The following is a 22,885-nucleotide window of genomic DNA, read 5'->3' on the forward strand; positions in this document are numbered from 1 at the left end:
TCCTTCGCGCCTTTATTTTTGCTCGTGATCAGGATCTCCCATGAAAAATCAACTTATCGAATTAATCGGCAAAATCAGTTCGGGTTGCATGGGCGAGCAGGACATCGTGCGCATTGCTGATGAGGCCGCACAGGCTTACGCCGATCCTTCTGCGTTTCTGGCTGCCAATCCCGATATCAACTATGACGATACATTTCCGATCCCTCTGGGTGAATGGGTCGTGGTGGGCAGCCTGCCCGATACCGTGCTGTTTCAGGCCGACACCTACATGGACCTCTTCGCGCAAATCGTCGATTCTTTTGGCAAAGACGTAGCGTTCAACATCAAGCCCAAACAGCTTGCCAAAGTCGATGCTCTGGTAGCGCTCAATCGCATCCAGATCCAGCTAGGCAGCATGAATAAGGAAAACGGCGGCTATGTGCTGATGAACTTCAGTCAGCCGCTGGATGATGAATTGCAGGCAGTATTGGTCTACGGCGACGATCAGGCTCGCGTGCTTGAACTGTGCGCCGCATTGAACATTCACGCCGCGCCTGCACTGGAAGCCTTGCGTAGCCAATAAGCGTTTAGCCCAACGCCGTGTCGAGGAACATCATCACCGCAAAGCCGCCCATCAGTCCCAGGGTTGCTGAAGTTTGATGGCCATTGCGGTGGGTTTCCGGAATCACCTCGTGGGACACCACAAAGATCATCGCCCCCGCAGCCAGACCCAGGCTGACGGGGTACGCAATGGCAAAGCCGCTGGATATCCCCAGACCAATCAGCGCACCGATAGGCTCCATCAAGCCTGAGCCAACGGCTACCAGCATGGCCTTCATTGAGGACAACCCCGTCACCCGCAGCGCCAAGGCAATCGCCAGGCCTTCGGGTATGTCCTGAATTGCAATGGCGGTGGCCAGCGGTACGCCCACTTGCATATCGCCATTGGCAAAGCCGACGCCGATTGCCATCCCTTCAGGCAGGTTGTGCAGAGTAATTGCCAGCACGAACAGCCAGACCCGATTGATACGCTCCGAATGCGGGCCCTGGCGGCCGACGCTCTCGTGTTCATGGGGTGTGAACTTGTCCAGACCCAGCATCAACAACACACCGAGCCCTAGACCAAGCACCACCGTGCCAGCCGCCAGCGGTCCGCTGTCGGTAATGTCACGAGCAGCAGCAAGCCCCGGCAAAATCAGCGAAAACGAACTGGCAGCAAGCATCATCCCTGCGGCAAAGCCCAGCATCACGTCCTGAGTGCGCTGGTCAACTTCCCTCAGTGCCACGGCGATGACCGCGCCCAGCGCCGTTGCCGCGAAACCGGCAGTACCACCCAGCAGCGCGTAATGCAGGTTGTCCTGATTGGCGCCATAAATCGCGTTGTAACCGCTGGCAACAAACAGCCCAAGCACGACCAGCAGCACCAGCAAAAAACCGAGGCTGAGCAGGGGAGTGGACTGAGCCTGGGCTAACCACGAGGCCCAAAGCGATCTTGGTTGTGCGGGTGTTTGCATGACTGGCTGACCCTGTCTGAAGAATCTGAACGCAAATGTTTAGACGTTGAGCGGTTTAAATGCTGGCGTGACCTGATTCGGAACGCAAAAATATGCGGTTGGTTCAACGGAACCCTACAGCAATGCCACTATCCTAGAGGGGCGTTTATTCAATCTGGAGCAATATCATGGGTTCTACGTTTAATGGTTTGGTAGGGCTGATCATTTTGGCTCTCGACATTTGGGCCATCATCCACGTGCTGAAAAGCGGTGCCGAAACCGGGATTAAAATCCTCTGGGTACTTCTGATCGCGTTACTGCCTGTGCTGGGGCTGATCATCTGGGCTGTTGCTGGTCCGCGGGGCAATGTGCGGATTTGATCTGCACCGCGCTGTAAACAAGTGACCTGTAGGCGCTGCCGAAGGCCGCGATGGCGGTGGGTCAGGATGGATGCATCGCAGCCTTCGGTAGCGCCTACGGGAGGCGCATCTTCAAACTCAGGATTTTTTTTTCGCGGGAACCCAGGGTTTTCAGTGCTTACAGCACCCGAGGTTCGACCTGTCATCATTCGCAACGTAGAATGCGCGCCTTCCTTATGGGCGGCTGGCCGTCCTGTTTTCAGCATTCATCAGGGACCTACCCCATGAGCGACTATCAAGAAACGTTGTACGAGGGTTACGGCCAGCGCTTTCGCATTGAAAAAATGCTCCACGAAGTGCGCACCGAACATCAGCATCTGGTGATTTTCCAGAACCCGCGCATGGGCCGGGTGATGGCGCTGGATGGCGTGATCCAGACCACAGAAGCTGACGAGTTCATTTATCACGAGATGCTGACCCATGTGCCAATCCTGGCTCATGGTGCTGCGCGTCGTGTATTGATCATCGGTGGCGGTGACGGCGGCATGCTGCGCGAAGTGGCCAAGCATGGCTCTGTCGAACACATCACCATGGTCGAAATCGACGGCACTGTGGTCGAGATGTGCAAGGAATTCCTGCCGGAACACTCCAAGGGGGCATTCGATGACCCGCGCCTGAATCTGGTGATCGACGACGGCATGCGCTTTGTCGCAACCACTGAAGAAAAATTCGACGTGATCATTTCTGACTCCACCGACCCGATCGGTCCGGGTGAAGTGCTGTTCTCGGAAAACTTCTATCAGGCTTGTCATCGCTGCCTGAACGAAGGTGGCATCCTGGTCACGCAGAACGGTACTCCGTTCATGCAACTCAGCGGCGTGCAGACGACTGCTGGACGCATGCGTGGTTTGTTTGCGGACTGGCACTTCTATCAGGCTGCGATTCCGACTTACATCGGTGGCGCCATGACCTTTGCCTGGGGGGCAACCGACCCGGCGTATCGCAAATTGCCACTTGAGACCTTGCGTCAGCGTTTCGCGGGTAGCGGTATTGTTACTCGCTATTACAACCCTGAAGTCCATATCGGTGCTTTCGCACTGCCGCAGTACGTGCTCCAGGCCGTGAACAAGCCAAGCAACGACTGATATCTGTAACGATTACGCAAGCATGGCCCATCCGCTGGAAGGTCATGCTTGCGTTGCATTCGGGCAACAGCAGACGCCGCTGATTCGCCACTACAAATTTTTCACGCCTCGTCCTTGAGAATTGCGCGCGGTTTTCAGCCGTTCGCTACTCGTGTTCGTGTGCCCGGGCTTTTTCCCCGGACTTCTCACCCGGTTTCTTACTGCTGAAGGTAAAACATCTGTAGTGCATCGCTGCTAAATCCCGGGCGATCACGTAAGATTTGCGCCCGCCGTTCGCCAATGCCTGGTCATTGCCGGGCGCACCTGTATTTCGAACCCTACTTTGAATCCAACGGATCCTAGAACAACATGGCTAAACCGGACGCTATGATTCATAAGCACGCGTCGTCGCGCTCGCTGCAACCCACCGTCAAATCGCATCTGGCTTATACGCTGCTCAGTGCGTTGGTACTGATGGTGATGTACACGCTCTTGCGCGTCGCGTTGCTGGTTTATAACCGCGAGATGATCGGTGACACACCGGCCTCGGCCTTTGTCGAAGCGCTGTTCAACGGTATGCGTTTCGACTTGCGTCTGACCGTTTACCTGATGATCCCGCTGTTGCTTTCGTTGTTCAGCGTCCGCGCCATGGCTGCACGGGGCTTCTTCCGTTTCTGGCTGACCGTGGTTGCCAGCATCACGCTGTTTCTCGGCCTGATGGAAATGGACTTCTATCGTGAATTCCACCAGCGGCTGAATGGTCTGGTGTTCCAGTACGTCAAGGAAGATCCGAAAACCGTTCTGAGTATGTTGTGGTATGGCTTCCCCGTGGTGCGTTACCTGTTGGCATGGGCCGTTGTCACCTGGCTGCTGAGTCTGGTATTCAAAGGGATTGATCGTGTCACTCGCCCACGCCGTGAGTTCAGCGTCAGTAATTCCAGCAACCGCAATGTGGCACCGTGGTATGCGCGTATTGGCGTGTTCGTAGTGTGCTTGCTGATCGCCGTTATTGCCGTGCGTGGCACGCTGCGTCAGGGGCCGCCCCTGCGTTGGGGTGATGCTTACACCACGGAATCCAATTTCGCCAACACATTGGGCCTCAATGGCACTCTGACTCTGATCGCCGCGGCCAAAGCCAGTATGTCGTCGCATCGCGACAATGCCTGGAAGGCGACTTTGCCTGAAGCCCAGGCTGAGCAAATCGTGCGTAACATGCTGTTGACCAGTCACGACAAACTTGTAGACGGTGATATTGCTGCTGTCCGCCGAGAGTTTACGCCTCCGGTGGAGAACACGCTTCCGATCAAGAACGTCGTAGTCATCCTGATGGAAAGTTTTGCCGGACATTCCGTGGGTGCTTTGGGGGATGAAGCGAATATCACACCTTACTTCGACCAGTTGTCCAAAGAAGGGTTGTTGTTTGATCGTTTTTTCTCTAACGGTACACATACCCACCAAGGGATGTTCGCAACCATGGCGTGCTTCCCCAACCTGCCGGCTTTCGAATATCTGATGCGTATGCCTGAGGGCGCGCACAAGCTGTCCGGCTTGCCTCAGTTGCTAAGCGCCCGGGGTTTTGACGACGTCTATGTCTACAACGGTAACTTCGCCTGGGACAACCAGTCGGGTTTCTTCAGCAATCAGGGAATGACTAACTTTGTGGGTCGTGAAGACTTCGTCAATCCAGTGTTTTCTGATCCGACCTGGGGCGTTTCCGATCAGGACATGTTTGATCGCGGCGCGCAGGAGTTGAAAGCCCGTGCGGAGAAGGGCAAGCCTTTCTATGCGCTGCTTCAAAGTCTTTCCAATCACACACCTTATGCATTGCCGACCAATCTTCCGGTGGAGAAAGTTACCGGTCAGGGCACTCTCGATGAGCATCTCACTGCGATGCGCTATTCCGACTGGGCACTTGGTCAGTTCTTCGAGAAGGTCAAGAAGGAGCCGTACTACAAGGAAACCCTGTTCGTCGTAGTGGGTGACCACGGTTTCGGTAATCGCCAGCAGATTACTGAAATGGACTTGGGTCGCTTCAATGTGCCGATGTTGATCATCGCTCCGGGTGTACAAGAGAAGTTTGGTCAGCGCAGCAGTATTGTAGGCACTCAGATCGACATCGTACCCACGATCATGGGCCGTCTTGGCGGTGAAACCCGTCATCAGTGCTGGGGCCGTGACTTGCTCAACCTTCCGGCTGGCGACACTGGCTTTGGCGTGATCAAACCATCGGGTGGTGAGCAGACTGTCGCGCTGGTCACTCAGGATCGCATTCTCATTGAACCCAAGGATATGGAGCCTCAGGTCCTGACGTACACGCTGGGTCGTACGCCGCACGCTGAGTTGGTACCTGATGCTCCTGATACCAAGGTATTGCGCGACAAGCTCGACAGCTTCCTGCAAACGGCAACCAAGAGCCTGCTGGATAACACTGCAGGTGTAGAAGCCAGCAAGAATTGATCCGCTGGTGATGTAAACAGAAAGCCCCTCACGCAGGGGCTTTTTGTTGTCCGGGCATGCCGAAAAGATCTCGCCGTCATGAGCGTGCGACTGAGCTGTAGGAGCTGCCGAAGGCTGCGAGGCATTCAGTCTGACGCACCGCTATCGCAGCCTTCGGCAGCTCCTACAGGTCTTATGTTTGCCGCGAGACAACGTGGCGCCATGGACTGTATTGATTCAAATCCTGTGAACGAATTCCCCCCTCAAAAGGTCAAGATCACGTAAGCCGCATTGTCGGCTGCCGAGGAGACCTTAATGAAACAGTGGACCATTTCGTATCTCGACAAAGACGGTGTGCAGCAAAGCCAGGTGATGGAGTCTGATCATCGTCCCAGTGACGAGGAAGTTGCTCGCCGTCTGCGCCACATTTTGGTTCCGGTCGCTGATGAGCTGGACATGAACGATCTGGACGGCCGAATAGCCGAGCCGACAGCGAAGTCTTTGAAAGAACACAATGCCGTGCAGATCATCTCTATCAAAGAGGCGTCCTGAGCGTGTAAAAAAAATTGCTCCAACCAGGAATTGGCAGAACGCCAACGAAGGGGTTACTCTGCAAATGAGGCGGGTGACACACTTCTCCCGTTTCTCCCATGTCGATGCCGATCTTTGAATGGACCCGGCCTTGTCAGCTACATGCTTGATCCCAGGCGGCGGAGTATCCGCCGTGTGACGCAACTGTTTGGACGCGTCGTTTCGGGAATGTTGAAACTCTATCTATCGTTGAATAGGAGGACGTTTCATGAGCACAGCCTATCAAGAGGACATCAGCAGTAACGTACTGCGCCGCATGAAAGAAAGCGGTTTTGATTTCGCGCGTATCCACCCTATCGAGTTCTACGCCATTTTCCCGGACGAGGAACGGGCAAGGCAGGCTGCGGATCAATACCGTGGCGAATCCCTTAATACTCAGATCAATGTAAGAGATGACGGCGCTTGGCACTTGCAGCTGAGCAAGGTGATGCACGCGACGTATGACGGTATCGGTGATTTCGAACAGGATTTCCAGGCTGCAATCACGCCGCTGGATGGCGAGGTTGAGGGCTGGGGAGTCAGGCAGGAGATCAGGCGTCTGCACGCATGAAACTTATGATGATGCGTTGAATAACCGGTCAATTTCTGGGCGCATGCCTGGGAATTGGCCGGTTTTAGTTTGTATGTTCTAAACGCAGAAAGCAGTATCCGGTGGTTCTACAGATACGAGATCAACCCGTTGAAAGGACAAAAAAAGAGCCACTCAGTGAGTGGCTCAAAGGGAAGTCCGGGTAAGAAATCGGTGTTGCCAGCGCTGTCGTGTTTTTCGACAACGACTTGAAACGGGGCATGCAAATACAGTGTGCTTCAGATGTCGTGGATTATCGGGAAACGATATCGTCTCGTGAAATCAACTCTGGCTATGCTGTTCATAGCTTTTGCAGTTGAAAGACGCTTCCGAATGAAGCGTAGGAGAATTGGTTGAGAGGGTTCTTGCACAGGAATGGTGCGAATACCTTTCTATGTTTATGTAACCATTTGATATTTAAGCGTTTATGCCGATGGCACGGGCCTTGCGAAGGCCCTTGGTGTCCGTGGTGACAAGGAGTACGGCATGATCCGCACCTTTTATGATGAGATGTACGATGCTGGCGGCCTGGTCCGTCCGCATTATCGGGAATTTGCCCGCTGGCTGGGTGAGACGCCCCCTGAGCTATTGGCTCAGCGCAGGCGTGAAGCCGATCTATTGTTTCATCGGGCCGGGATCACGTTCACGCTCTATGGTGATGAGCAGGGCACAGAGCGCCTGATTCCTTTCGACACGATTCCGCGCAGTATTCCGGCCAGTGAGTGGCGGGTGGTTGAGCGCGGCTGTATTCAGCGCGTCAAGGCGCTGAATATGTTCCTTGCCGACCTCTATCACGAGCAACGGATTATCAAGGCAGGGGTTATCCCCGCCGAACAGGTACTGGCCAACGAGCAGTACCAACTGGCGATGCAGGGCCTTAATCTGCATCGCGATCTGTATTCGCATATCTCTGGCGTTGACCTGGTTCGTGATGGCGACGGCACGTATTACGTGCTGGAAGACAACCTGCGCACGCCGAGTGGCGTGAGTTACATGCTCGAAGACCGCAAGATGATGATGCGTCTGTTCCCCGAGCTGTTTGCCGCGCAGCGCATTGCGCCTATCGATCATTACCCGAATTTGCTGCTCGACACATTGAAGAGTTCCAGCCCGCTGGATAACCCGAGTGTGGTGGTACTCACCCCTGGGCGCTTCAACAGTGCGTTTTTCGAGCACGCGTTTCTCGCGCGGGAAATGGGTGTTGAGTTGGTTGAAGGTGCGGATCTGTTCGTGCGTGATGATCGCGTGTTCATGCGGACCACCGATGGGCCGAAAGCGGTGGATGTTATCTACCGTCGTCTAGACGACGCGTTCCTCGATCCATTGGCGTTCAACCCTGATTCGATGCTGGGCGTACCTGGCCTGCTCTCGGCTTATCGCTCCGGCAATGTGGTGTTGGCGAACGCGATCGGTACCGGGGTGGCGGATGACAAGTCGGTTTATCCATATGTCACGGACATGATTCGTTTCTATCTGGATGAAGAGCCAATCCTGCAGAACGTGCCGACCTGGCAATGTCGCAAGCCTGCTGACTTGTCCCATGTGCTGGCCAATCTTCCGGAACTGGTGGTCAAAGAAACTCAAGGATCGGGCGGTTACGGCATGCTGGTTGGGCCGGCTTCGACGGCTGCGGAAATCGAGTCGTTCCGCGCCCGTATCAAAGCCAAACCACATGCGTACATCGCGCAACCGACGTTGTGCCTGTCGACCTGTCCGACCTTCGTCGAGAACGGCATCGCGCCGCGCCATATCGATTTGCGCCCGTTTGTCCTTTCTGGTCGTGAAACCCGCGTCGTACCCGGCGGGCTCACCCGAGTCGCGTTACGCGAAGGCTCGCTGGTGGTGAACTCGTCTCAAGGTGGCGGAACAAAAGACACCTGGGTGGTCGAGGATTAAGGATGCCTGCCAATGCTAAGTAGAACTGCCTCGGATTTATACTGGATGTCGCGTTATCTGGAGCGAGCGGAAAACCTCGCCCGGATGCTGGACGTCAGCTATTCGCTGTCTTTAATGCCTCAGGACGGGCGGGGCGACGGCCTTGATGAACTGGCCATGCCGCTGCTGATCACCGGCACGCTGGACCACTATCTTGAGCGTCACGGTGAGCTGCACGCGGAACGTTTGCTGCATTTCTTTGCGCTGGATGCGAGCAACCCGGCCAGTATCTATAGCTGTCTGGGTGCTGCGCGGGCCAGTGCCCATGCGGTACGTGGGCGAATCACTGCCGACATGTGGGAAAACATCAACTCCACCTGGCTGGAGATTCGCGGCATCGCTGAACAAGGCCTGACCCGTTACGGCATGAGTCGTTTCTGTGAATGGGTCAAAGAGCGTTCGCACCTGTTCCGCGGCGCGACTTACGGCACGATCATGCGTCATGACGCGTTCCGTTTTATCCGCCTCGGGACCTTCATCGAGCGCGCTGACAACACCATGCGCATGCTCGACGCCCGCTACGAAATGCTTGAGCTGCGAGGCAATGACACCAATGCCGTGGCTGACAGCTCGGCGCATGGTTATTACCAGTGGAGTGCTTTGTTGCGGGCACTGTCGTCCTTTGAGGCGTACACCGAGTTGTATCGAGACGCGCCGGGCGCTCGGCAAGTTGCAGAGCTGTTGTTGTTGCGCTCAGACGTACCACGCTCGCTGAGTGCTTGTCTGGAAGAGCTGGACCAGATCCTTGCGAGTCTGCCGGGTGCCAACGGCCGTCCGGCGCAGCGTTTGGCTGCCGAGCTGGATGCACGCCTGCGTTATACCGGGATCGATGAAATTCTGGATGAGGGCTTGCACAAGTGGTTGAACGAATTCATCCCGTTACTGGCCCAATTGGGTAACGCCATTCACACTTCTTACCTGGAGGCTGCATGAGACTCTCAATTAGCCACGAGACCACCTATCACTACGAGGATCAGGTCCGCGCAAGCATCCAGTATTTACGTCTGACGCCACACGACAGCGAGCGCCAGCAAGTGCTCAGTTGGCAACTGACCTTGCCGCGTCCTGTGCGGGCGCAGATCGATCCGTTCGGTAATATCCTGCACGTATTGAGCATGGATGAGCCGCACGAAGCGATCATCATCGGCGCCCGTGGTCAGGTCGAAATCGACGAGAAACGCGAAGCTGAGCACGAAAGCCAGTCACCGTTGCCGTTTCTGCGTTTCACGCGACTGACCGAGCCTGACGAGGCGATTCGGGCCTTCGCCAGTCAGCAGTGCAAAACCCGCAAGGACCGCACCGCATTGATTGATCTGATGCAGGCGCTGAATCAGTACATCACTTACACACCGGGCTCCACTGAAGTCGATACGTGTGCTGCGCAGGCCTTTGCGGGCCGGTCAGGTGTTTGCCAGGACCACACCCATGCGTTTCTGGCCTGCACACGCAGCCTCGGGATTCCGTCGCGCTATGTGTCGGGGTATTTGTACAGCGAAGACAGCGAGCACCTGGCCAGTCATGCCTGGGCAGAGGCGTGGATTGATGACGCCTGGTACAGCTTTGATGTGACTAATCAACTGGCCATTCCTGAGCGCCACCTGAAACTGGCGGTGGGCCTGGATTACCTGGACGCTTGCCCGGTGCGCGGTATGCGCCGTGGCGGGGGCAGCGAACAGATGCACGCCAAGGTGTTTGTGTCACCGATGGTTGGCGCGCCGAAAGTGATGATGCAGGCGCAGCATCAGTGATTGAAAGGGGGCTGATCAGCCCTTGATGCCCAGGCGCCGTGCGAGTCACTGCATCAAGCCCCTCGCCAACAAGTTGCCTCCTACCTGAAACGGTGCTGGACCGGTAGGAGCGAGCTTGTTCGCGAGGCGGGCCAGACCCACAGTATGCTTATCGTTAGTCCCCCGCCTTACGCCGCGCCGCCATGTGTTCCAGATAAGCGATAACCTGATCCAGTTCGGTATCTGACAAGACTTCCTTGGGAATGGAAGGCATCTTGCCTTGCGGCCATTCGCGCAGGCTTTGCGGGTTGCGAATGTATTGGCGCAGAAACCCGGCGGTGAAGTATTCAGTCGGGCTGTACGGCAGGTTAAGGTCAGGGCCCAGCTGGGAGTCCCCAGCAGCGTTGAGACGATGGCAGGCCAGGCAATTCTTCTGGAACAGCGCAAAACCTTTGCTTACCGGATTTTCAGCCGCCAGTTTCGGGTCGGGTAGCAACGCGGGAAAGCGTTCGCTGACCGACGCCAGCACTCGCAGACTGCTCATCGCATACGGCCACTCTTCGCGGCCAATGTCGTCAGCCAAGGGCTTTGTCCACACCAGGTAGAACGGGCCAGCGCTATGCGTGCCGTTGTTGAGCGCTGGCCAGGGATGGGACGGGTCTTCGATGGCGAGCCAGGCCTTGGAGCCTTTGGGTTGAACCACAGGTGCTGCAGATATTTCGGCTGCAAAGCCGTCAGTGGCGACAGCCTGCAGGTGATCCTGTGCTGTAACACCCTCCAGCAGCGCCGCAAGCGGGATGGCTCGATAGCTCATGGCGCGTTTGTAGGCAACATCCTCGCTGACCTTGATGGTCTGAATCAGCGGGTGTGCAAGCAGTTGACTGGTCTCCCAGGTTTTGACGCCATCTGCTCGTTCTATTTTCAGTTGTGCAGCTTGCAGGGAAAGTTGAGGCACCAGCGTCAGCGCAGCGAGGGAAAGCATAAAGCGCAAAACATTACTCCGCAGGGTCATCGCTGGTGTCGTAAAGAGCGTTATGCAGCTCTTCATAATTGCCGCCGTTGATCACGCTGTAATACCCGGCTTTGTTCAGCTTGTCCTGAGCCTTGCTGGCTTTTTCATTGCTGCTGCTGAACACCACAAACACCACGTTGCGATCGTTGAGTACTTGCTTCATCTGGTTGACCAGACGTCCTTCTTCAACGCGTACTGCGTTGAGTACGGTGCCTGCGTCATAGTCAGTCTGACTGCGCACGTCCACTGCCAGCTTGCCTTCCTTTAAAGCAGCTACCGCGACAGCCTGTTCGACATCGCCTGCAGTGGCACTGCTGGCAAATACTGCCAGCCCCAATGCTAACCATTTATTCATCGCCAATGCCTCCTTCCGTGATGAGGAAAGATTGGCACAGATAGTCTTCACCGGGTAGGGCGCTGCATGATCGGTTGCATTGGCGAAGCTTTTCAACCGAACAGGCGTGTCATGTTCGGCAAGATCAGCAGCAGGGTAGTGGCGAACACAATGAGTCCCGCTTGACGTACTTTGGAGTGCTTGAACATGGCTGTCTGCCTTTTTTTGTTATTCCTGAGCGACAAAAGCTCACCGAATTCGTTGATGAATGTTCGGGCAGCTGGCAAAGGTGATTCATTGAGCAACCGGTCCGACAAAGCCGCCGACAACCCGAGCGCCACATATAATTTTTATCGCGCTACTGTTGCTACAAAGTTAACCTTAGAGTCCACGGATACTGTTGTTTAGAACCATTTCGTATCTACAGCTAATTAATATGACTATTGAGTTATAGAAGTCGCCGTTGCCGGGCGGATGCTCCCTTGCTAGACAGCTCGGGCAATTTTTCAACCTTTTTGCATCTCGCTGCCGTTCGTCGGTGTCGGAATATTCCTACGGCCGTGATTGCTGTTGTATCAGCCTTACAAAAGGCGAGCAGTTCTGATTGCTGACGGTACAGCCAGGGTTCAGGTAATGACGCACAGACCCTGCAACCGGCGCTTGCCTTGGCATGCCTGTTCAAGGCAGGCTTGAGCGGTGCACTATCGCCTTTACCGCTTCAGGTACTTTCTATGCCGCTACGCATCTGCATTCTGGAAACCGACGTCCTGCGTCCTGAGTTAGTGGATCAATATCAGGGGTACGGACGGATGTTCGAACGGCTTTTCGCGCGGCAACCGATTGCCGCCGAGTTCGAGGTCTACAACGTGATGCAGGGTGTTTACCCACCCGAAGGCGAGCGTTTCGACGCGTACCTCGTCACGGGCAGCAAGGCGGATTCGTTCGGCACAGATCCGTGGATTCAAACCCTGAAAGTCTATTTGCTGGAGCTGTACAAGCGCGGTGACAAGCTGCTCGGTATCTGTTTTGGCCATCAGTTGCTCGCATTGCTGCTGGGCGGCAAAAGTGAGCGGGCAAGCAAAGGCTGGGGCGTCGGCATTCATCACTACACGCTGGCGCCCGCCACGCCGTGGATGACACCTACGATGGAAAAACTGACGTTGCTGATCAGCCATCAGGACCAGGTCACTGCGCTACCGGAGAACGCCACCGTCATTGCTTCCAGCGAGTTCTGTCCGTTTGCGGCGTATCACATCAACGATCAGGTGCTGTGCTTCCAGGGGCATCCGGAGTTCATTCACAATTACTCACGGACTTTGCTGGATATCCGCCAGGAGTGCCTGGGCGAAACGATTTACCAGACCGGCATCGCCAGCCTCGACCATGACCATCACGGCCAGACAGTAGCCGAATGGATGATGCGCTTCGTGCAGCACAAAGCAGCGGTTTGAGGCCACGCTTTAGTGCTGACCGTTAATAACCGGTAGGAGCCAGCTTGTTGGCGAGACATTGGGCCTGCGTAATCAGGATTTCCGCCTCGCCGACAAGTCAGCGCCAAAAAGGCACTCTCTTCAAAGCCATCCCGAGCGCTTGAAGCTCGCAAACAATCCGCCGCACACGGTAGCTATCGTGCCGAGCACCACGTAATAACCGTAGTGCCACGTCAGCTCCGGCATGTTTTCGAAGTTCATCCCGTAAATGCCCGCGATGGCGGTCGGTACGGCGAGGATCGCCGCGTACGCGGCAAACTTGCGTTGCACGATGCTCTGCCGTGAGGACTCCAGCAGCAGGCCGATCTCGATGGTCTGGCTGGCGATGTCACGCAGATTACCCAAATCTTCCATCTGCCGTTTGACGTGAATTTCCACGTCGCGAAAGTACGGCCGCATGTTTTTGTCGATGAAGGGGAAATTGAGTTTCTGTAACTCCTCACCGACTTCCACCATTGGCGCCACGTAACGCCACAGGCGTAGCAGATCGCGACGCAGGCTGTGGATACGCTGGATGTCACTCTCTTTCAGCGCACCGTTGAGCACGTTGTGTTCCAGCTCTTCCAGTTCGCAATGGATGGCTTCAGTGACGGGTTGATAGTTTTCAGTGACAAAGTCGAGCAAGGCGTAGAGCACAAAGTCCTCGCCGTGCTCCAGCAGCAATGGCCGGGCTTCGCAGCGTTGGCGCACCAGGCCATAAGACTTGGAGTGGCCATTGCGCGAAGTGATGATGTAACCCTTGCCCGCGAAGATGTGGGTTTCGATGAACTCCAGCTTGCCGTTCGCCCTGACCGGCGCGTAGGTGACGATAAACAGCGCATCACCGAAGGTTTCCAGCTTGGGACGGCTGTGTACCTCGAGGGCATCCTCCAGAGCCAGTTCATGCAGGTTGAACTGCTCCTTGAGGCTGGCCAGCTCGGCGGCACTCGGTTGCTCCAGACCAATCCAGACAAAGTGGCCAGGTTTTGCAGCCCAGGCTGCGCCTTCTTCGAGGCTTATATTGGTGACTTTTTTGCCCGCACTGTAAACCGCGGCGGCAACGACTCGACCCATTTTGATTTCGCATCCTGAAAGTGGCGGGGATGCCCGGGCAGCGGGCTAACGAATAAGAGTCGGCAAAGCCCGCCGAGTTCGCGGGCTACGTCAAGTCCGCTTCGACAGACGCTTGATATCAGCCAAGCGAGTGCTGCTGATCAGCCTCGATAGCCGCGTCCAGCGTTTCAAGTAACGCTTTACGCACCTTCAGCTTGGTGTGCTTGTGGGCGTTCATGTTGATTTTTTTCAATTGCAGCGCCGCTGTGCGTGCAGCTTCCGACAGCTCTTCGACGCTGACGACTTTGTCGAGGAATCCCGCGTCCATGGCGCCTTTGGGGTCAAACATTTCGCCGTTGATGACCGAGCGGTGGAAAGCCGATTTGCGTAAGCGGTCCCGGGCCAGTTCGATGCCTACATGGTGCATGGTCATGCCGATCTGCACTTCATTCAAGCCGATGCTGAATGGCCCTTCGACGCCGATTCGATAGTCAGCCGACAGCAGCAGGAAAGCGCCTTTGGCCACCGCGTGACCGGGGCAGGCGACTACGATAGGAAAGGGGTGAGCGAGCATGCGTCGGGCCAGTGTCGAACCTTCCTTGACTAGGCTGATGGCTGCTTCGGCGCTCGACGTCATGACTTTCAGGTCGTAGCCACCGGACAAAATCCCGGGCTGGCCGGTGATGATAACCACGGCGCGGTCTTTCTGGGCTTGATCGAGCGCGCTGTTGAAAGCCGCGACTACCGCAGGCGAAATGGCGTTGACCTTACCGTTGCTCAGGGTCAGGGTGGCAATACCATCTTCCAGTTGGTAAGAGATCAAATCACTCATGGCAGTGTTCCTTGTTATTGACGTGAGCAGACGTTACCCACCCGCAACGGGCAGGTAAAGCAATGACTACCGAGTCAGTTTTTCTTTGCTCGTCCTGCGTCAACGGCACTTACAGAATCGGTGATCTGCCACTGAATAGCGCGACTTTGCCTACCACTTCAATGCTCACTTGAGCAAAGTGTTGCTCCAGAGCAGTGCGCAGGCCTTGCACAGTATCGCCGCGATTACCGAAAATCCCTTTCTTGTTATAGATGTCCATCAGCTTGCGGCCAAAGCCATTGTGCTCGGCCGCATCGCCGAGGATGGTTGCGCCGAACAGCACACCGTTGCCTTTCAGGCAGGGCTTGAGGCTGGCAAACACCTGAGCCTTGTCGGCCATGCTGCCTGGCAGGCAATGCAGCAGATAGAACAGAGAGATCGAGTCGTAGCGACCGTGCTGCGAAGCATCCAGCGGCTTGAACACATCGTGCTGCAGGACTTGCGTGTCAGCGCGACCGAAGCGCTCCTTGGCTGCCTGAAGGCTGCTGGGGTTCAGGTCCAGCAAGGTGACATGCGTGGTGTCTGGCAGATGGGCGTTAGCCAGGTAATAGCCGGTGCCGACGCCCACATCCAGGTGGTTCGCTCCGATGTGACGGTCGAAGAACGGTTGCAACACTTGCCGCGTGGGGCAGTGCCAGGCGAAACGGTTGGAAATACCAAGCACCCATGCGTCATACAGCTTCAGCGTCAGGGGCGAATAAACTGCGGCTCCTGCTTCAGACGATGCGCTCATGTACGTCTCACTCCTGAATGTCGTTCAGCTCGCAGTATTCAGCCCAGTCCATGCCCAAAGCCTCGGCAACCTGTTGATGGGTGTTGCGGCGAATTTCTTTGAGTTGCTCCGGGGTTTCAGCAATCAGTTGCGCGGCCAACTCCCACGGTTCAATACCCTGAGCTTCAGCCTCGTCTTCGAAGGCCCACTTGATCTGATCTTCCTGGTCTTTGGCGCTCAAACTCTTGATTTCATCACGCAGGAGAGGGTTGGTCTCAAGGTATTTGGCTTGAGTAACGTCGTTCCATTCGAGCAGATTCATCGGGTTCTCCGGCAGGTGTGCAGCCAAGTCGACCATCTCCGGCGCAAAGACGCCAAAGTGTCGGGGAGGCGCGATTGTGCGTTATTGACGGGTGAGCTGCCAGTGCCGCCGAGCCTTTAGGGTCGCCCCCGCGAAGATGAGATGCATCGAGTGCTGCACGATATTCGTTGCAAGTCGGGTGTGACCCTTAATGCAGTTTTTGACTTGAGCAAGGCACCGGGCCCATACCGGCAGTCAATCCGCTATCGCCATCCTCAGTGCTACCGCAGCCTCCAGCAATTTATGCGCTTGAAGCGCCACGCTCGCTGATAATCCTTCGTCGCCAGCGTCCTTTAGCATGAGGACCAGATCCAGCAGCTTTCCGATCTCTGTTTCGATGCTGCGTACGGATTCTGATACTTGATACCGGGGTGAATGTGCCATTGCTTTCTATCTCCGCCGAGCAGGACTCGAATATAGAGCAATGACCGACCGGAAATCACCCCGGCAAACTGCATCGCCCAATGGCGAAGACGTCGTGGCGATCAGAGTGCAGGCGAGTGTTTTGCTTAAGCACATGAAAATTCTGAAAAAACCTTTGCGTTCGTAAAAGCTTTCGACTACATTAGCGCGCCTCGACAGACCAACGGTGTGACGAGATACGGTGAAGTGTCCGAGTGGCTTAAGGAGCACGCCTGGAAAGTGTGTATACAAGAAATTGTATCGAGAGTTCGAATCTCTCCTTCACCGCCAAATTAAAAAACGCCTGTAACTTCAAAGAGTTACGGGCGTTTTGCATTCTGGGCTGTACGTAGTAATTGTACGTAAATCTTGCCTCGCTTCTGCTCTTCTTTCTCCGCTGATCTGCTTTCCATTTTGATACGACTCCCTTCATCAGGTTACTGTTGATCCATACAGTATGTTTGCTTACCCTCCGCAGAGAACATTTGTACTCTTTGGAGTTGATTACTGTGAATGATGATCTGATGGACTGTACTGAATTTGAGGAGCTTGGCGTGCCATCTGCTCTGGAGTGCTGGAAGCAACAGGCTCACTTACTGGCGGCGGAGATTGGCGACCTGCAACGGGATTTGTCCAGTGCGAGGCGTAGCATTCACAAGCTCGTGCTGATGCACTCGGAGGCTTGCAAAGAGCGTGATGCTTTCATGCTGGAACTTGCTAAAACGAAGCGGGATATGAGCGAGCACCTGAGGCTAGGTAGTATCCGGGAAGCTCAGCGCCTCAATGCTTACGGGTCTGCACATACCATTGGCTATTCGACGCAGAGCAATGACAGTACACGTTGAATCAGAGGGGGGCGCTGTAGGTGGCGATACACGAACCTCAAGAAGGCAAAGATACCGAACCTGGCTGCGAAAATAGTGATCAGCCTGCACATTATGCACTGCATTGGAGTAGTGCCAGACTTAGGCACGGGCCTCACTAAGTGCAGACCCGCCTTCTTGGAACTCAACTCAACGCTGGCGGTTCTGTGTCACTGCCAAGCAGTGGATTATCGGCAGAGCCCGGTAGCTGTTCCGCACGAGCCTGTGCCTTCCAGCCAATCTGGGCAATCTCTCGAATTCTGTCAACGAAAGGCTTGGCATCCTTGCCGAGTTTCCCCATGGCGACACCCGCGTCGCCGAGAAGAGCGTAAAAGTTGTCCACCTCGGAGACTTTATTATTCAACTCCCTCTGCAAAGCCTCCAAGCGCTTGAATAAACGCCGCTTGTGGCCGTCATCCAGTTTGGTATCTGCCTGAAGCAGTCCACGTAGCTCGTTGATAAGGGTCTGTAAACGGGAGAGATCGCCATCGGTGAACTCATAGCCAAACCCGTTCGCGAGACTCACCGCAAACCCTTTCTTAAGCGCTTCCATTTTCTTTGCTGAAGTCTGGCCGACCATCTCCGCTTGGGTATCGCTCAGGAACTGCTGCATGTTGTTACAAACTGATCCCATATGCCCTTCTAGGCTAGGCGGGCTATTAAGGTGAGCAATCAACTCATGCTCGGCCAAGCTGAGAATAACTGCGCAAGCCTCCAGAAGGACTTCGTGGGTTGGCTCGTCCCAGTCTTCACATGCTTGGGACACCCCCAGTGCGTACTTACAGACAGCGATGGTGCCTTCAACGGGGTTCTCTCGAACAGTTTGTAATATCGCGGCAGGAATTTGCATCGGGGCTCCTTGCGGATGGATTGTTTGAGCATTCATCGTATTACAAATTAAGCCTCTCAGCTTATTTCCGCCGCCCGGAGAAGATTCTCAAATTCGACGGCGATTACCTTTACTGGCTGGAAAATAATAGCTATTGGTGGGTTATTTCCAGAGCCTCTTAACGCTGTGCAGAGGGGGCAAATGGAAGCCTGAGCTTTCTCAAAATAACCTTCTTGAGGCTGGCTGTGGGCGCGCTGGGATGCTCTCTGTAGCGAGACTGATGTCACTCGTTGGGCCAGGTCCTAGAGACGACAAAGCCCGCTCAAGGCGGGCTGTGGTGACACGTATAACAATCAGGCTTTCAGGTTACGTTTGACACGGTAGACAGTTGCAACACCACATCCGGCGAGCTTGGCTACGTGATCTGTACTCATGGTTGGGTGCTCTTTCAGCAGCTTAGTAATGTCATTCCAAAGCTCAGCGTTCTTAGCCTTACCGGGGGGCGTCCAGTCTTCGTTAGCACGCTTGTTCGCCAAGCCTTGGTTGATACGCTCTACACGCTTTTCTTGGTCCAGTCTCGCCATGGTAGCCATTAGGTCAATCAACATATCGTTGATCACTTTCATGATCTGGCCTGTGATGCCCTTGTCTTCGACCATCATGTGACTGGTTGGCAAATCATGCACAACAAGGCGAAGACCCTTTGTGTCGATGGTATTACGCAGCACTCGCCAATCAGCTTGGGATAGGCGGGAGAGCCTGTCTACAGACTCGACCAGAAGAACATCCCCCGGCTGAGCTAACTCCAGCAAGCGGAGCAATTCAGGACGATTTAGCTTGGTGCCGCTGATGTTCTCGCTGTAGATGCCAACGATGGTCAGTCCCTTTTCAGCTGCGAACGCCTCAAGTGAAATCTGAGCACGGTCGGCATGTTGATCCTTGGTCGATGCTCTGAGGTACAAATGGGCGTTCATTGCTTTCTATCCTTTAGGTTTAAATTAGATAGACAAATGATAATACGATCATATAGCTATCTCCTAAAGTTATTTGATAGCAACCGACGAGAGGTTATCCCACTACCAATTAAGTAGACCTAAAAGATAGTGGGAATCCCGTTCTATTCATCTGTGTGGAGGTCGCTCACGATCTCGCGTCCTGCTGGAGAGAGACGGACATCCATGTACTCATCGCTGTCTTCGTTGGATGCATTCTTACCAACTGCATATCCCTTACTGATCAACTGGCGAAGCGTGTGGACATCATCACCTTTCACCACGGACTGTCCTGCATGGATGGCGAGCAGAAGCTTGATTTCGACCGATAGCAATTCCATACGACGTTCCCCTCTTGTTTGGAGATTTCATCGTACAGCCTTTTGTGAAGACTGTTTTCTGGGGGGAGAGTTAGGCGGGTTGGCAGGCCCTGATGAGGCGTTGTGCTGAGTGGAATGGATTTTTTGAAATTCAGCCACTATTTATATCGTTAGCTTGCTAATTAACTCTTTTGACAGGCCCCGGCTTATCCATACTCGACCACAAGCCTTGAAGATACTGGGCCGTAGCGTGGTGAGCACATCAGGCGTAGTGGTTTGCATGGGAATAAACGGGGGGTTTATAGGAGTATTCGCGGGGTTACTGAAGAGTTAGACTGCCATCACTGCACACGAACGAGGCGGCACATGGAAGGCGACTTTTCACAGCGAATGGGGCTCCGTCCCGCGTCAAAAAGTATTCAGATAGAGGATATGGATCGCGACCTCAGGACAGGCCTGTGGAACGCAGCCTATACGCACTATTGGAACCAGTTTATCCCTTATTATCCCGGGAGCGGTTTGATTGCAAACACTAATATGGAGGAGCTTGCGTCTCACATCCAGAGTCGTTTCTTAAAATTACGACTGGACCAGTTGCCTATTGATTTTACATCATTTGTTGAGTCACTCGGTTCCATTTATCAAAAGGGTGAATGGCATAGAGTATACAGCTTCATTGAATTCGTCATTAAGCTCGCCCCGAACTACAATAGCGCTTATGAGGAATTCACTTCTACTGAATTGTTTATCAAGGAGTGTAACGACGTACTTCAAGCCGAAAGCTCAGCCTATCGGATTGTAAATGGACTAGTTACACGTATTACTGATCCCCAAGAAATCGCTGAAATCGATACGGCAATAGCCTCCGCAAGTGGCTACGCTGGCGTCAAGACGCATCTCCAGACTGCACTCGCAATGCTTACGGATCGACAGAATCCGGACTTTCGAAACTCCATAAAAGAAAGTATCAGCGCCGTGGAATCACTGGCGAAGCAAATCACCGGTAACCCTCAAACGACGCTCGCTCCAGCATTGAGCGAGCTTGAGCGGCATCACGCTCTTCATCCTGCGTTGAAAAGCGCATTTTCATCCCTGTATGGATGGACGTCCAACGCCGATGGAATTCGACATGCTCTAATGGACGTTTCGAATCTCTCACACGCCGATGCCCGCTGGATGTTGATCTCGTGCTCCGCTTTCATCAACTTCGCTATTGATACCACTAAGGATTAAATGAAAATGAAACGGGTAGAGTAATGCCTAATTAACTAAGTCTCAATTAATGGTGATGCGAATGTTCAAACAATCGGCTCTCGCATTTATTTTGATGGGGACCGCTTCAAACGTAAGCGCGAATACTCTTACAGAGGAACAGTCCAACCTGACGAAATGTGCTGGTTATCTCTGGGCGGTAAAAGAACTTAGCCCTAATGCGGTTAACAGTTCATTGGACATCATTGGAGTAAGGATGAAAGCTGTTTCGCAGAAAGATGATTATCCGATGATGATTTTCGCGACGCTTCGTGATACTGCGAATACTAATTCACAAATCATTGTTAGTTACGTGACATCACAATATAACGCCGGGAAAAATCCCGACATCAAAGCGATTTCTATTAAAGGAATAGCTTTGTGTAAGAAAAGTGGGATCACGATTGGGTGGCAAAACGATAAGATGTCTGTCTCTCTCGACGATATAGGAGATGTATTATAGGAGCTATCGCCTTCATAGAGATAGCTCCGCTATGGAATGTAACTTTTTACCGGGGTATGAATTGGCTGCAGGCCACTTAGAATAAGGTCTGTAGCGTATTTTAAACTGGTGGGTGCCCTACTCAAAGAGTATAGCAGCGACCTTGCTACTTTCTCCGTGACAAAGAAAAGCCCCCACCATTGCTGGCAGAGGCTTGATCATTATCACCATGGAAGATGCTCATAACTGGTTTCAGGCTCAAGGTTGAACAAGGCAGGAACGATGTCGGCTTGTTGGCCGTCCAGCGTGTCAGCGAAAGCCATAGCGAACGCTGGTGATTCGATTCTGGCGAGTAGCACAGGGAGCCGAATCGGCTTGTACGCTGGAATGCGTTCCTTATGGGCTGGCCTGTCAAACGTAGTACCGAACCCGTCCTCAAGACTGGCGTAGTCGATCACCTTGGTGTTTCGTTGCACATAGGCATCGATAACGTGTTGCACATCTTCTACGGCCTTGCCATGGAGTAGATTGAACAGTGCCTGTTCGAAGTCTTGGTCTTCGGCTTTATCCGTTGAAGCACGGCGGATGTACTCAAGGTGGGGCATGTCTTCGAGCACTTGTGACAGCTCCGGGCGATATTGAGCGTGGCGCTCCAGTTCCATTACCAGAACGGCGACACGTGAATACCTTACAGTCTTTGGGGACCATCCTTTAGCGTCCTTCCCCTTGAGTTCCGATTGGAGCGTGCTCAGCGCTACGGTTGTCATCTGCTCCAGGTCTTTCAAGTGACGGGCATGCACTGTGTCTGACGGATTCAGGAATTCACGGAGCCAGCGTAGAAGCGCGTTACGCCGTGTGGGCTTTATCTTCCCCAGCTTCACAACTTCGTCAATCAATGGCCTGCCTAGGTAATCAACTAGGCGCTCCAGCACATCGCTGTCGCGTTCGTTCTCATGCACGGCATGGCGAGGGTGACAGGCTGAGCGAGGGATACAGCGGCCATGCCCATAGTAGGTTGTTCCGTGAGCCTTGTTCGGTTTCTGAGGGCTGAGCACAAGATTGTCGGCGTAGTACATTCCGATTTGGCTTTGTCCTTGAGCAGGAGCAATATGGCTAAGCTCGAACAAACGGGCCGTGCCGTATTGGTTGCACTTGAAGGCAAGAGCTTGAAGCTGGATTACTTCGAGTAGGGATTGTGCTGTGTGGTGTTTGAGAACTTCCAGAGTTCCAGCACGCTTGCATTCCTGCACAAGACGATAAAACGGTGCTGAATGGCGAGCCTTTTCGATACGGTCAACCTTGGGACGTTTGCTGTTGTCTGTCTTGCGAGAGCATTGCACTGAACAATATTTCTTAGTGGCAGTGAGAGTAGTAAACACTTTCGAACATTTAGTGCATCTGCGGCTATAGCGTTTCTTAGCCTTGGTGGTTGTTACGGGTGTTGCTTGTTTCATTGATTGCTCCAATCAGGATAGCGGGAATGGGATAGATGGTCATAAATGCCGTACGGCATGAATTACTACAGAATGGGCGAATACGTTTTGAGGCGTAGACGTGACCACAATTTTTACATGTGCAAAATTTCATGCTGCGAACCTCTCGAATGGAATAGCAGGATTACCGTCAGGATGTGCGACTACCCAACGGCGAAGGCCGTTAATGTTGATCACTTCTTTAACGATGAATTTCCTACGGCTGTTGCCGATGAGAGTCATAGCGGCTGACATCGCCGCCCTTTGGGATGTGAATTCGTATGGCGTAG

24 protein-coding genes and 1 tRNA gene are annotated in these 22,885 nt (G+C 54.1%); 14 read left to right on the top strand and 11 right to left on the bottom strand.

The features are described 5' to 3' along the window. Positions 1-40 precede the first annotated feature (40 nt). Positions 41-562: a hypothetical protein gene (locus AUC60_RS11620; RefSeq protein WP_087267015.1), complete on the top strand. Its 522-nt coding sequence runs from the start codon at positions 41-43 to the stop codon at positions 560-562. Between the two features lie 4 nt (positions 563-566). Here the strand turns inward: AUC60_RS11620 and AUC60_RS11625 are convergent, their stop codons facing one another. Continuing rightward, entirely contained in the window at positions 567-1,493 is a 927-nt protein-coding gene (locus AUC60_RS11625) for a ZIP family metal transporter (RefSeq protein ID WP_087267018.1), read from the bottom strand. Between the two features lie 167 nt (positions 1,494-1,660). Here AUC60_RS11625 and AUC60_RS11630 point away from each other — a divergent pair, with 167 nt between their 5' ends. From AUC60_RS11630 to AUC60_RS11665, 8 genes are all read left to right on the top strand, one after another. Beyond that, positions 1,661-1,852, top strand: coding sequence for a PLDc N-terminal domain-containing protein (locus AUC60_RS11630; protein ID WP_087267020.1), 192 nt, complete (start codon positions 1,661-1,663; stop codon positions 1,850-1,852). Between the two features lie 263 nt (positions 1,853-2,115). Then, on the top strand, positions 2,116-2,976 hold the full coding sequence (gene speE / locus AUC60_RS11635; RefSeq protein ID WP_087267023.1) for a polyamine aminopropyltransferase: 861 nt from the start codon (positions 2,116-2,118) through the stop codon (positions 2,974-2,976). 348 nt (positions 2,977-3,324) lie between these two features. Beyond that, positions 3,325-5,412, top strand: a complete 2,088-nt coding sequence (locus AUC60_RS11640) for an LTA synthase family protein (protein WP_087267026.1) — start codon at positions 3,325-3,327, stop codon at positions 5,410-5,412. A gap of 294 nt (positions 5,413-5,706) precedes the next feature. After that, a complete protein-coding gene (locus tag AUC60_RS11645) occupies positions 5,707-5,943 on the top strand; it encodes a hypothetical protein (RefSeq protein WP_087267030.1) in 237 nt (78 codons plus the stop codon). Between the two features lie 247 nt (positions 5,944-6,190). Next, positions 6,191-6,532 (top strand): ribonuclease E inhibitor RraB, encoded by a 342-nt coding sequence (locus AUC60_RS11650; protein ID WP_027898878.1) that lies wholly within the window; start codon positions 6,191-6,193, stop codon positions 6,530-6,532. A gap of 504 nt (positions 6,533-7,036) precedes the next feature. Next, positions 7,037-8,446 (top strand): circularly permuted type 2 ATP-grasp protein, encoded by a 1,410-nt coding sequence (locus tag AUC60_RS11655; RefSeq protein WP_087267034.1) that lies wholly within the window; start codon positions 7,037-7,039, stop codon positions 8,444-8,446. 12 nt (positions 8,447-8,458) lie between these two features. Continuing rightward, complete coding sequence (locus AUC60_RS11660; RefSeq protein WP_087267038.1) at positions 8,459-9,418, top strand: alpha-E domain-containing protein; 960 nt, start codon at positions 8,459-8,461, stop codon at positions 9,416-9,418. After that, positions 9,415-10,233, top strand: a complete 819-nt coding sequence (locus AUC60_RS11665) for a transglutaminase family protein (protein ID WP_087267041.1) — start codon at positions 9,415-9,417, stop codon at positions 10,231-10,233. The genes AUC60_RS11660 and AUC60_RS11665 overlap by 4 nt, the downstream gene beginning before the upstream one ends. Positions 10,234-10,387: 154 nt before the next feature. Here the strand turns inward: AUC60_RS11665 and AUC60_RS11670 are convergent, their stop codons facing one another. Together AUC60_RS11670 and AUC60_RS11675 are read right to left on the bottom strand one after the other, a co-directional pair. Beyond that, complete coding sequence (locus AUC60_RS11670) at positions 10,388-11,194, bottom strand: cytochrome c (RefSeq protein WP_087267377.1); 807 nt, start codon at positions 11,192-11,194, stop codon at positions 10,388-10,390. A 13-nt stretch (positions 11,195-11,207) separates the two neighbouring features. After that, a complete protein-coding gene (locus tag AUC60_RS11675; protein ID WP_087267044.1) occupies positions 11,208-11,579 on the bottom strand; it encodes a rhodanese-like domain-containing protein in 372 nt (123 codons plus the stop codon). A gap of 710 nt (positions 11,580-12,289) precedes the next feature. Here AUC60_RS11675 and AUC60_RS11680 point away from each other — a divergent pair. Then, positions 12,290-13,009 carry an amidotransferase gene (locus AUC60_RS11680; RefSeq protein ID WP_087267048.1) on the top strand — a complete coding sequence of 240 codons (720 nt, stop codon included), beginning with the start codon at positions 12,290-12,292 and terminating at the stop codon, positions 13,007-13,009. A 120-nt stretch (positions 13,010-13,129) separates the two neighbouring features. Here the strand turns inward: AUC60_RS11680 and AUC60_RS11685 are convergent, their stop codons facing one another. From AUC60_RS11685 to AUC60_RS11700, 4 genes are all read right to left on the bottom strand, one after another. Continuing rightward, positions 13,130-14,101, bottom strand: coding sequence for a magnesium and cobalt transport protein CorA (locus AUC60_RS11685; protein ID WP_087267052.1), 972 nt, complete (start codon positions 14,099-14,101; stop codon positions 13,130-13,132). Between the two features lie 118 nt (positions 14,102-14,219). After that, positions 14,220-14,912 carry a crotonase/enoyl-CoA hydratase family protein gene (locus AUC60_RS11690; protein WP_087267056.1) on the bottom strand — a complete coding sequence of 231 codons (693 nt, stop codon included), beginning with the start codon at positions 14,910-14,912 and terminating at the stop codon, positions 14,220-14,222. A gap of 109 nt (positions 14,913-15,021) precedes the next feature. Further along, positions 15,022-15,684, bottom strand: coding sequence for a class I SAM-dependent methyltransferase (locus tag AUC60_RS11695; RefSeq protein WP_087267059.1), 663 nt, complete (start codon positions 15,682-15,684; stop codon positions 15,022-15,024). A gap of 7 nt (positions 15,685-15,691) precedes the next feature. Next, entirely contained in the window at positions 15,692-15,985 is a 294-nt protein-coding gene (locus tag AUC60_RS11700) for a DUF6388 family protein (RefSeq protein ID WP_087267380.1), read from the bottom strand. Between the two features lie 642 nt (positions 15,986-16,627). Between AUC60_RS11700 and AUC60_RS11710 the strand changes: the two genes are divergently transcribed. Beyond that, positions 16,628-16,717, top strand: a tRNA-Ser gene (locus tag AUC60_RS11710). 218 nt (positions 16,718-16,935) lie between these two features. After that, positions 16,936-17,271: a hypothetical protein gene (locus tag AUC60_RS11715; RefSeq protein ID WP_144443252.1), complete on the top strand. Its 336-nt coding sequence runs from the start codon at positions 16,936-16,938 to the stop codon at positions 17,269-17,271. Positions 17,272-17,434: 163 nt separating this feature from the next. Here the strand turns inward: AUC60_RS11715 and AUC60_RS11720 are convergent, their stop codons facing one another. From AUC60_RS11720 to AUC60_RS11730, 3 genes are all read right to left on the bottom strand, one after another. Continuing rightward, the gene (locus tag AUC60_RS11720; protein WP_087267068.1) at positions 17,435-18,139 is read right to left on the bottom strand and encodes a hypothetical protein; all 705 of its coding nucleotides are present in this window, start codon (positions 18,137-18,139) and stop codon (positions 17,435-17,437) included. Between the two features lie 332 nt (positions 18,140-18,471). After that, positions 18,472-19,092 carry a recombinase family protein gene (locus AUC60_RS11725; protein ID WP_087267071.1) on the bottom strand — a complete coding sequence of 207 codons (621 nt, stop codon included), beginning with the start codon at positions 19,090-19,092 and terminating at the stop codon, positions 18,472-18,474. A gap of 143 nt (positions 19,093-19,235) precedes the next feature. Beyond that, positions 19,236-19,451 (bottom strand): hypothetical protein, encoded by a 216-nt coding sequence (locus AUC60_RS11730; protein ID WP_087267075.1) that lies wholly within the window; start codon positions 19,449-19,451, stop codon positions 19,236-19,238. Positions 19,452-19,796: 345 nt separating this feature from the next. On the opposite strand from AUC60_RS11730, the gene AUC60_RS11735 reads away from it, so the two are divergent. Both AUC60_RS11735 and AUC60_RS11740 read left to right on the top strand, forming a co-directional pair. Beyond that, positions 19,797-20,663 (top strand): AbiJ-NTD4 domain-containing protein, encoded by an 867-nt coding sequence (locus AUC60_RS11735; RefSeq protein WP_087267078.1) that lies wholly within the window; start codon positions 19,797-19,799, stop codon positions 20,661-20,663. A gap of 61 nt (positions 20,664-20,724) precedes the next feature. Beyond that, complete coding sequence (locus AUC60_RS11740; RefSeq protein ID WP_087267080.1) at positions 20,725-21,144, top strand: hypothetical protein; 420 nt, start codon at positions 20,725-20,727, stop codon at positions 21,142-21,144. 203 nt (positions 21,145-21,347) lie between these two features. On the opposite strand, the gene AUC60_RS11745 is transcribed toward AUC60_RS11740, so the two are convergent. Beyond that, positions 21,348-22,577, bottom strand: a complete 1,230-nt coding sequence (locus AUC60_RS11745) for a hypothetical protein (RefSeq protein ID WP_144443253.1) — start codon at positions 22,575-22,577, stop codon at positions 21,348-21,350. Positions 22,578-22,885: the final 308 nt, after the last annotated feature.

This window comes from Pseudomonas caspiana (genome assembly GCF_002158995.1).
In the GTDB taxonomy this organism is placed as follows: domain Bacteria; phylum Pseudomonadota; class Gammaproteobacteria; order Pseudomonadales; family Pseudomonadaceae; genus Aquipseudomonas; species Aquipseudomonas caspiana.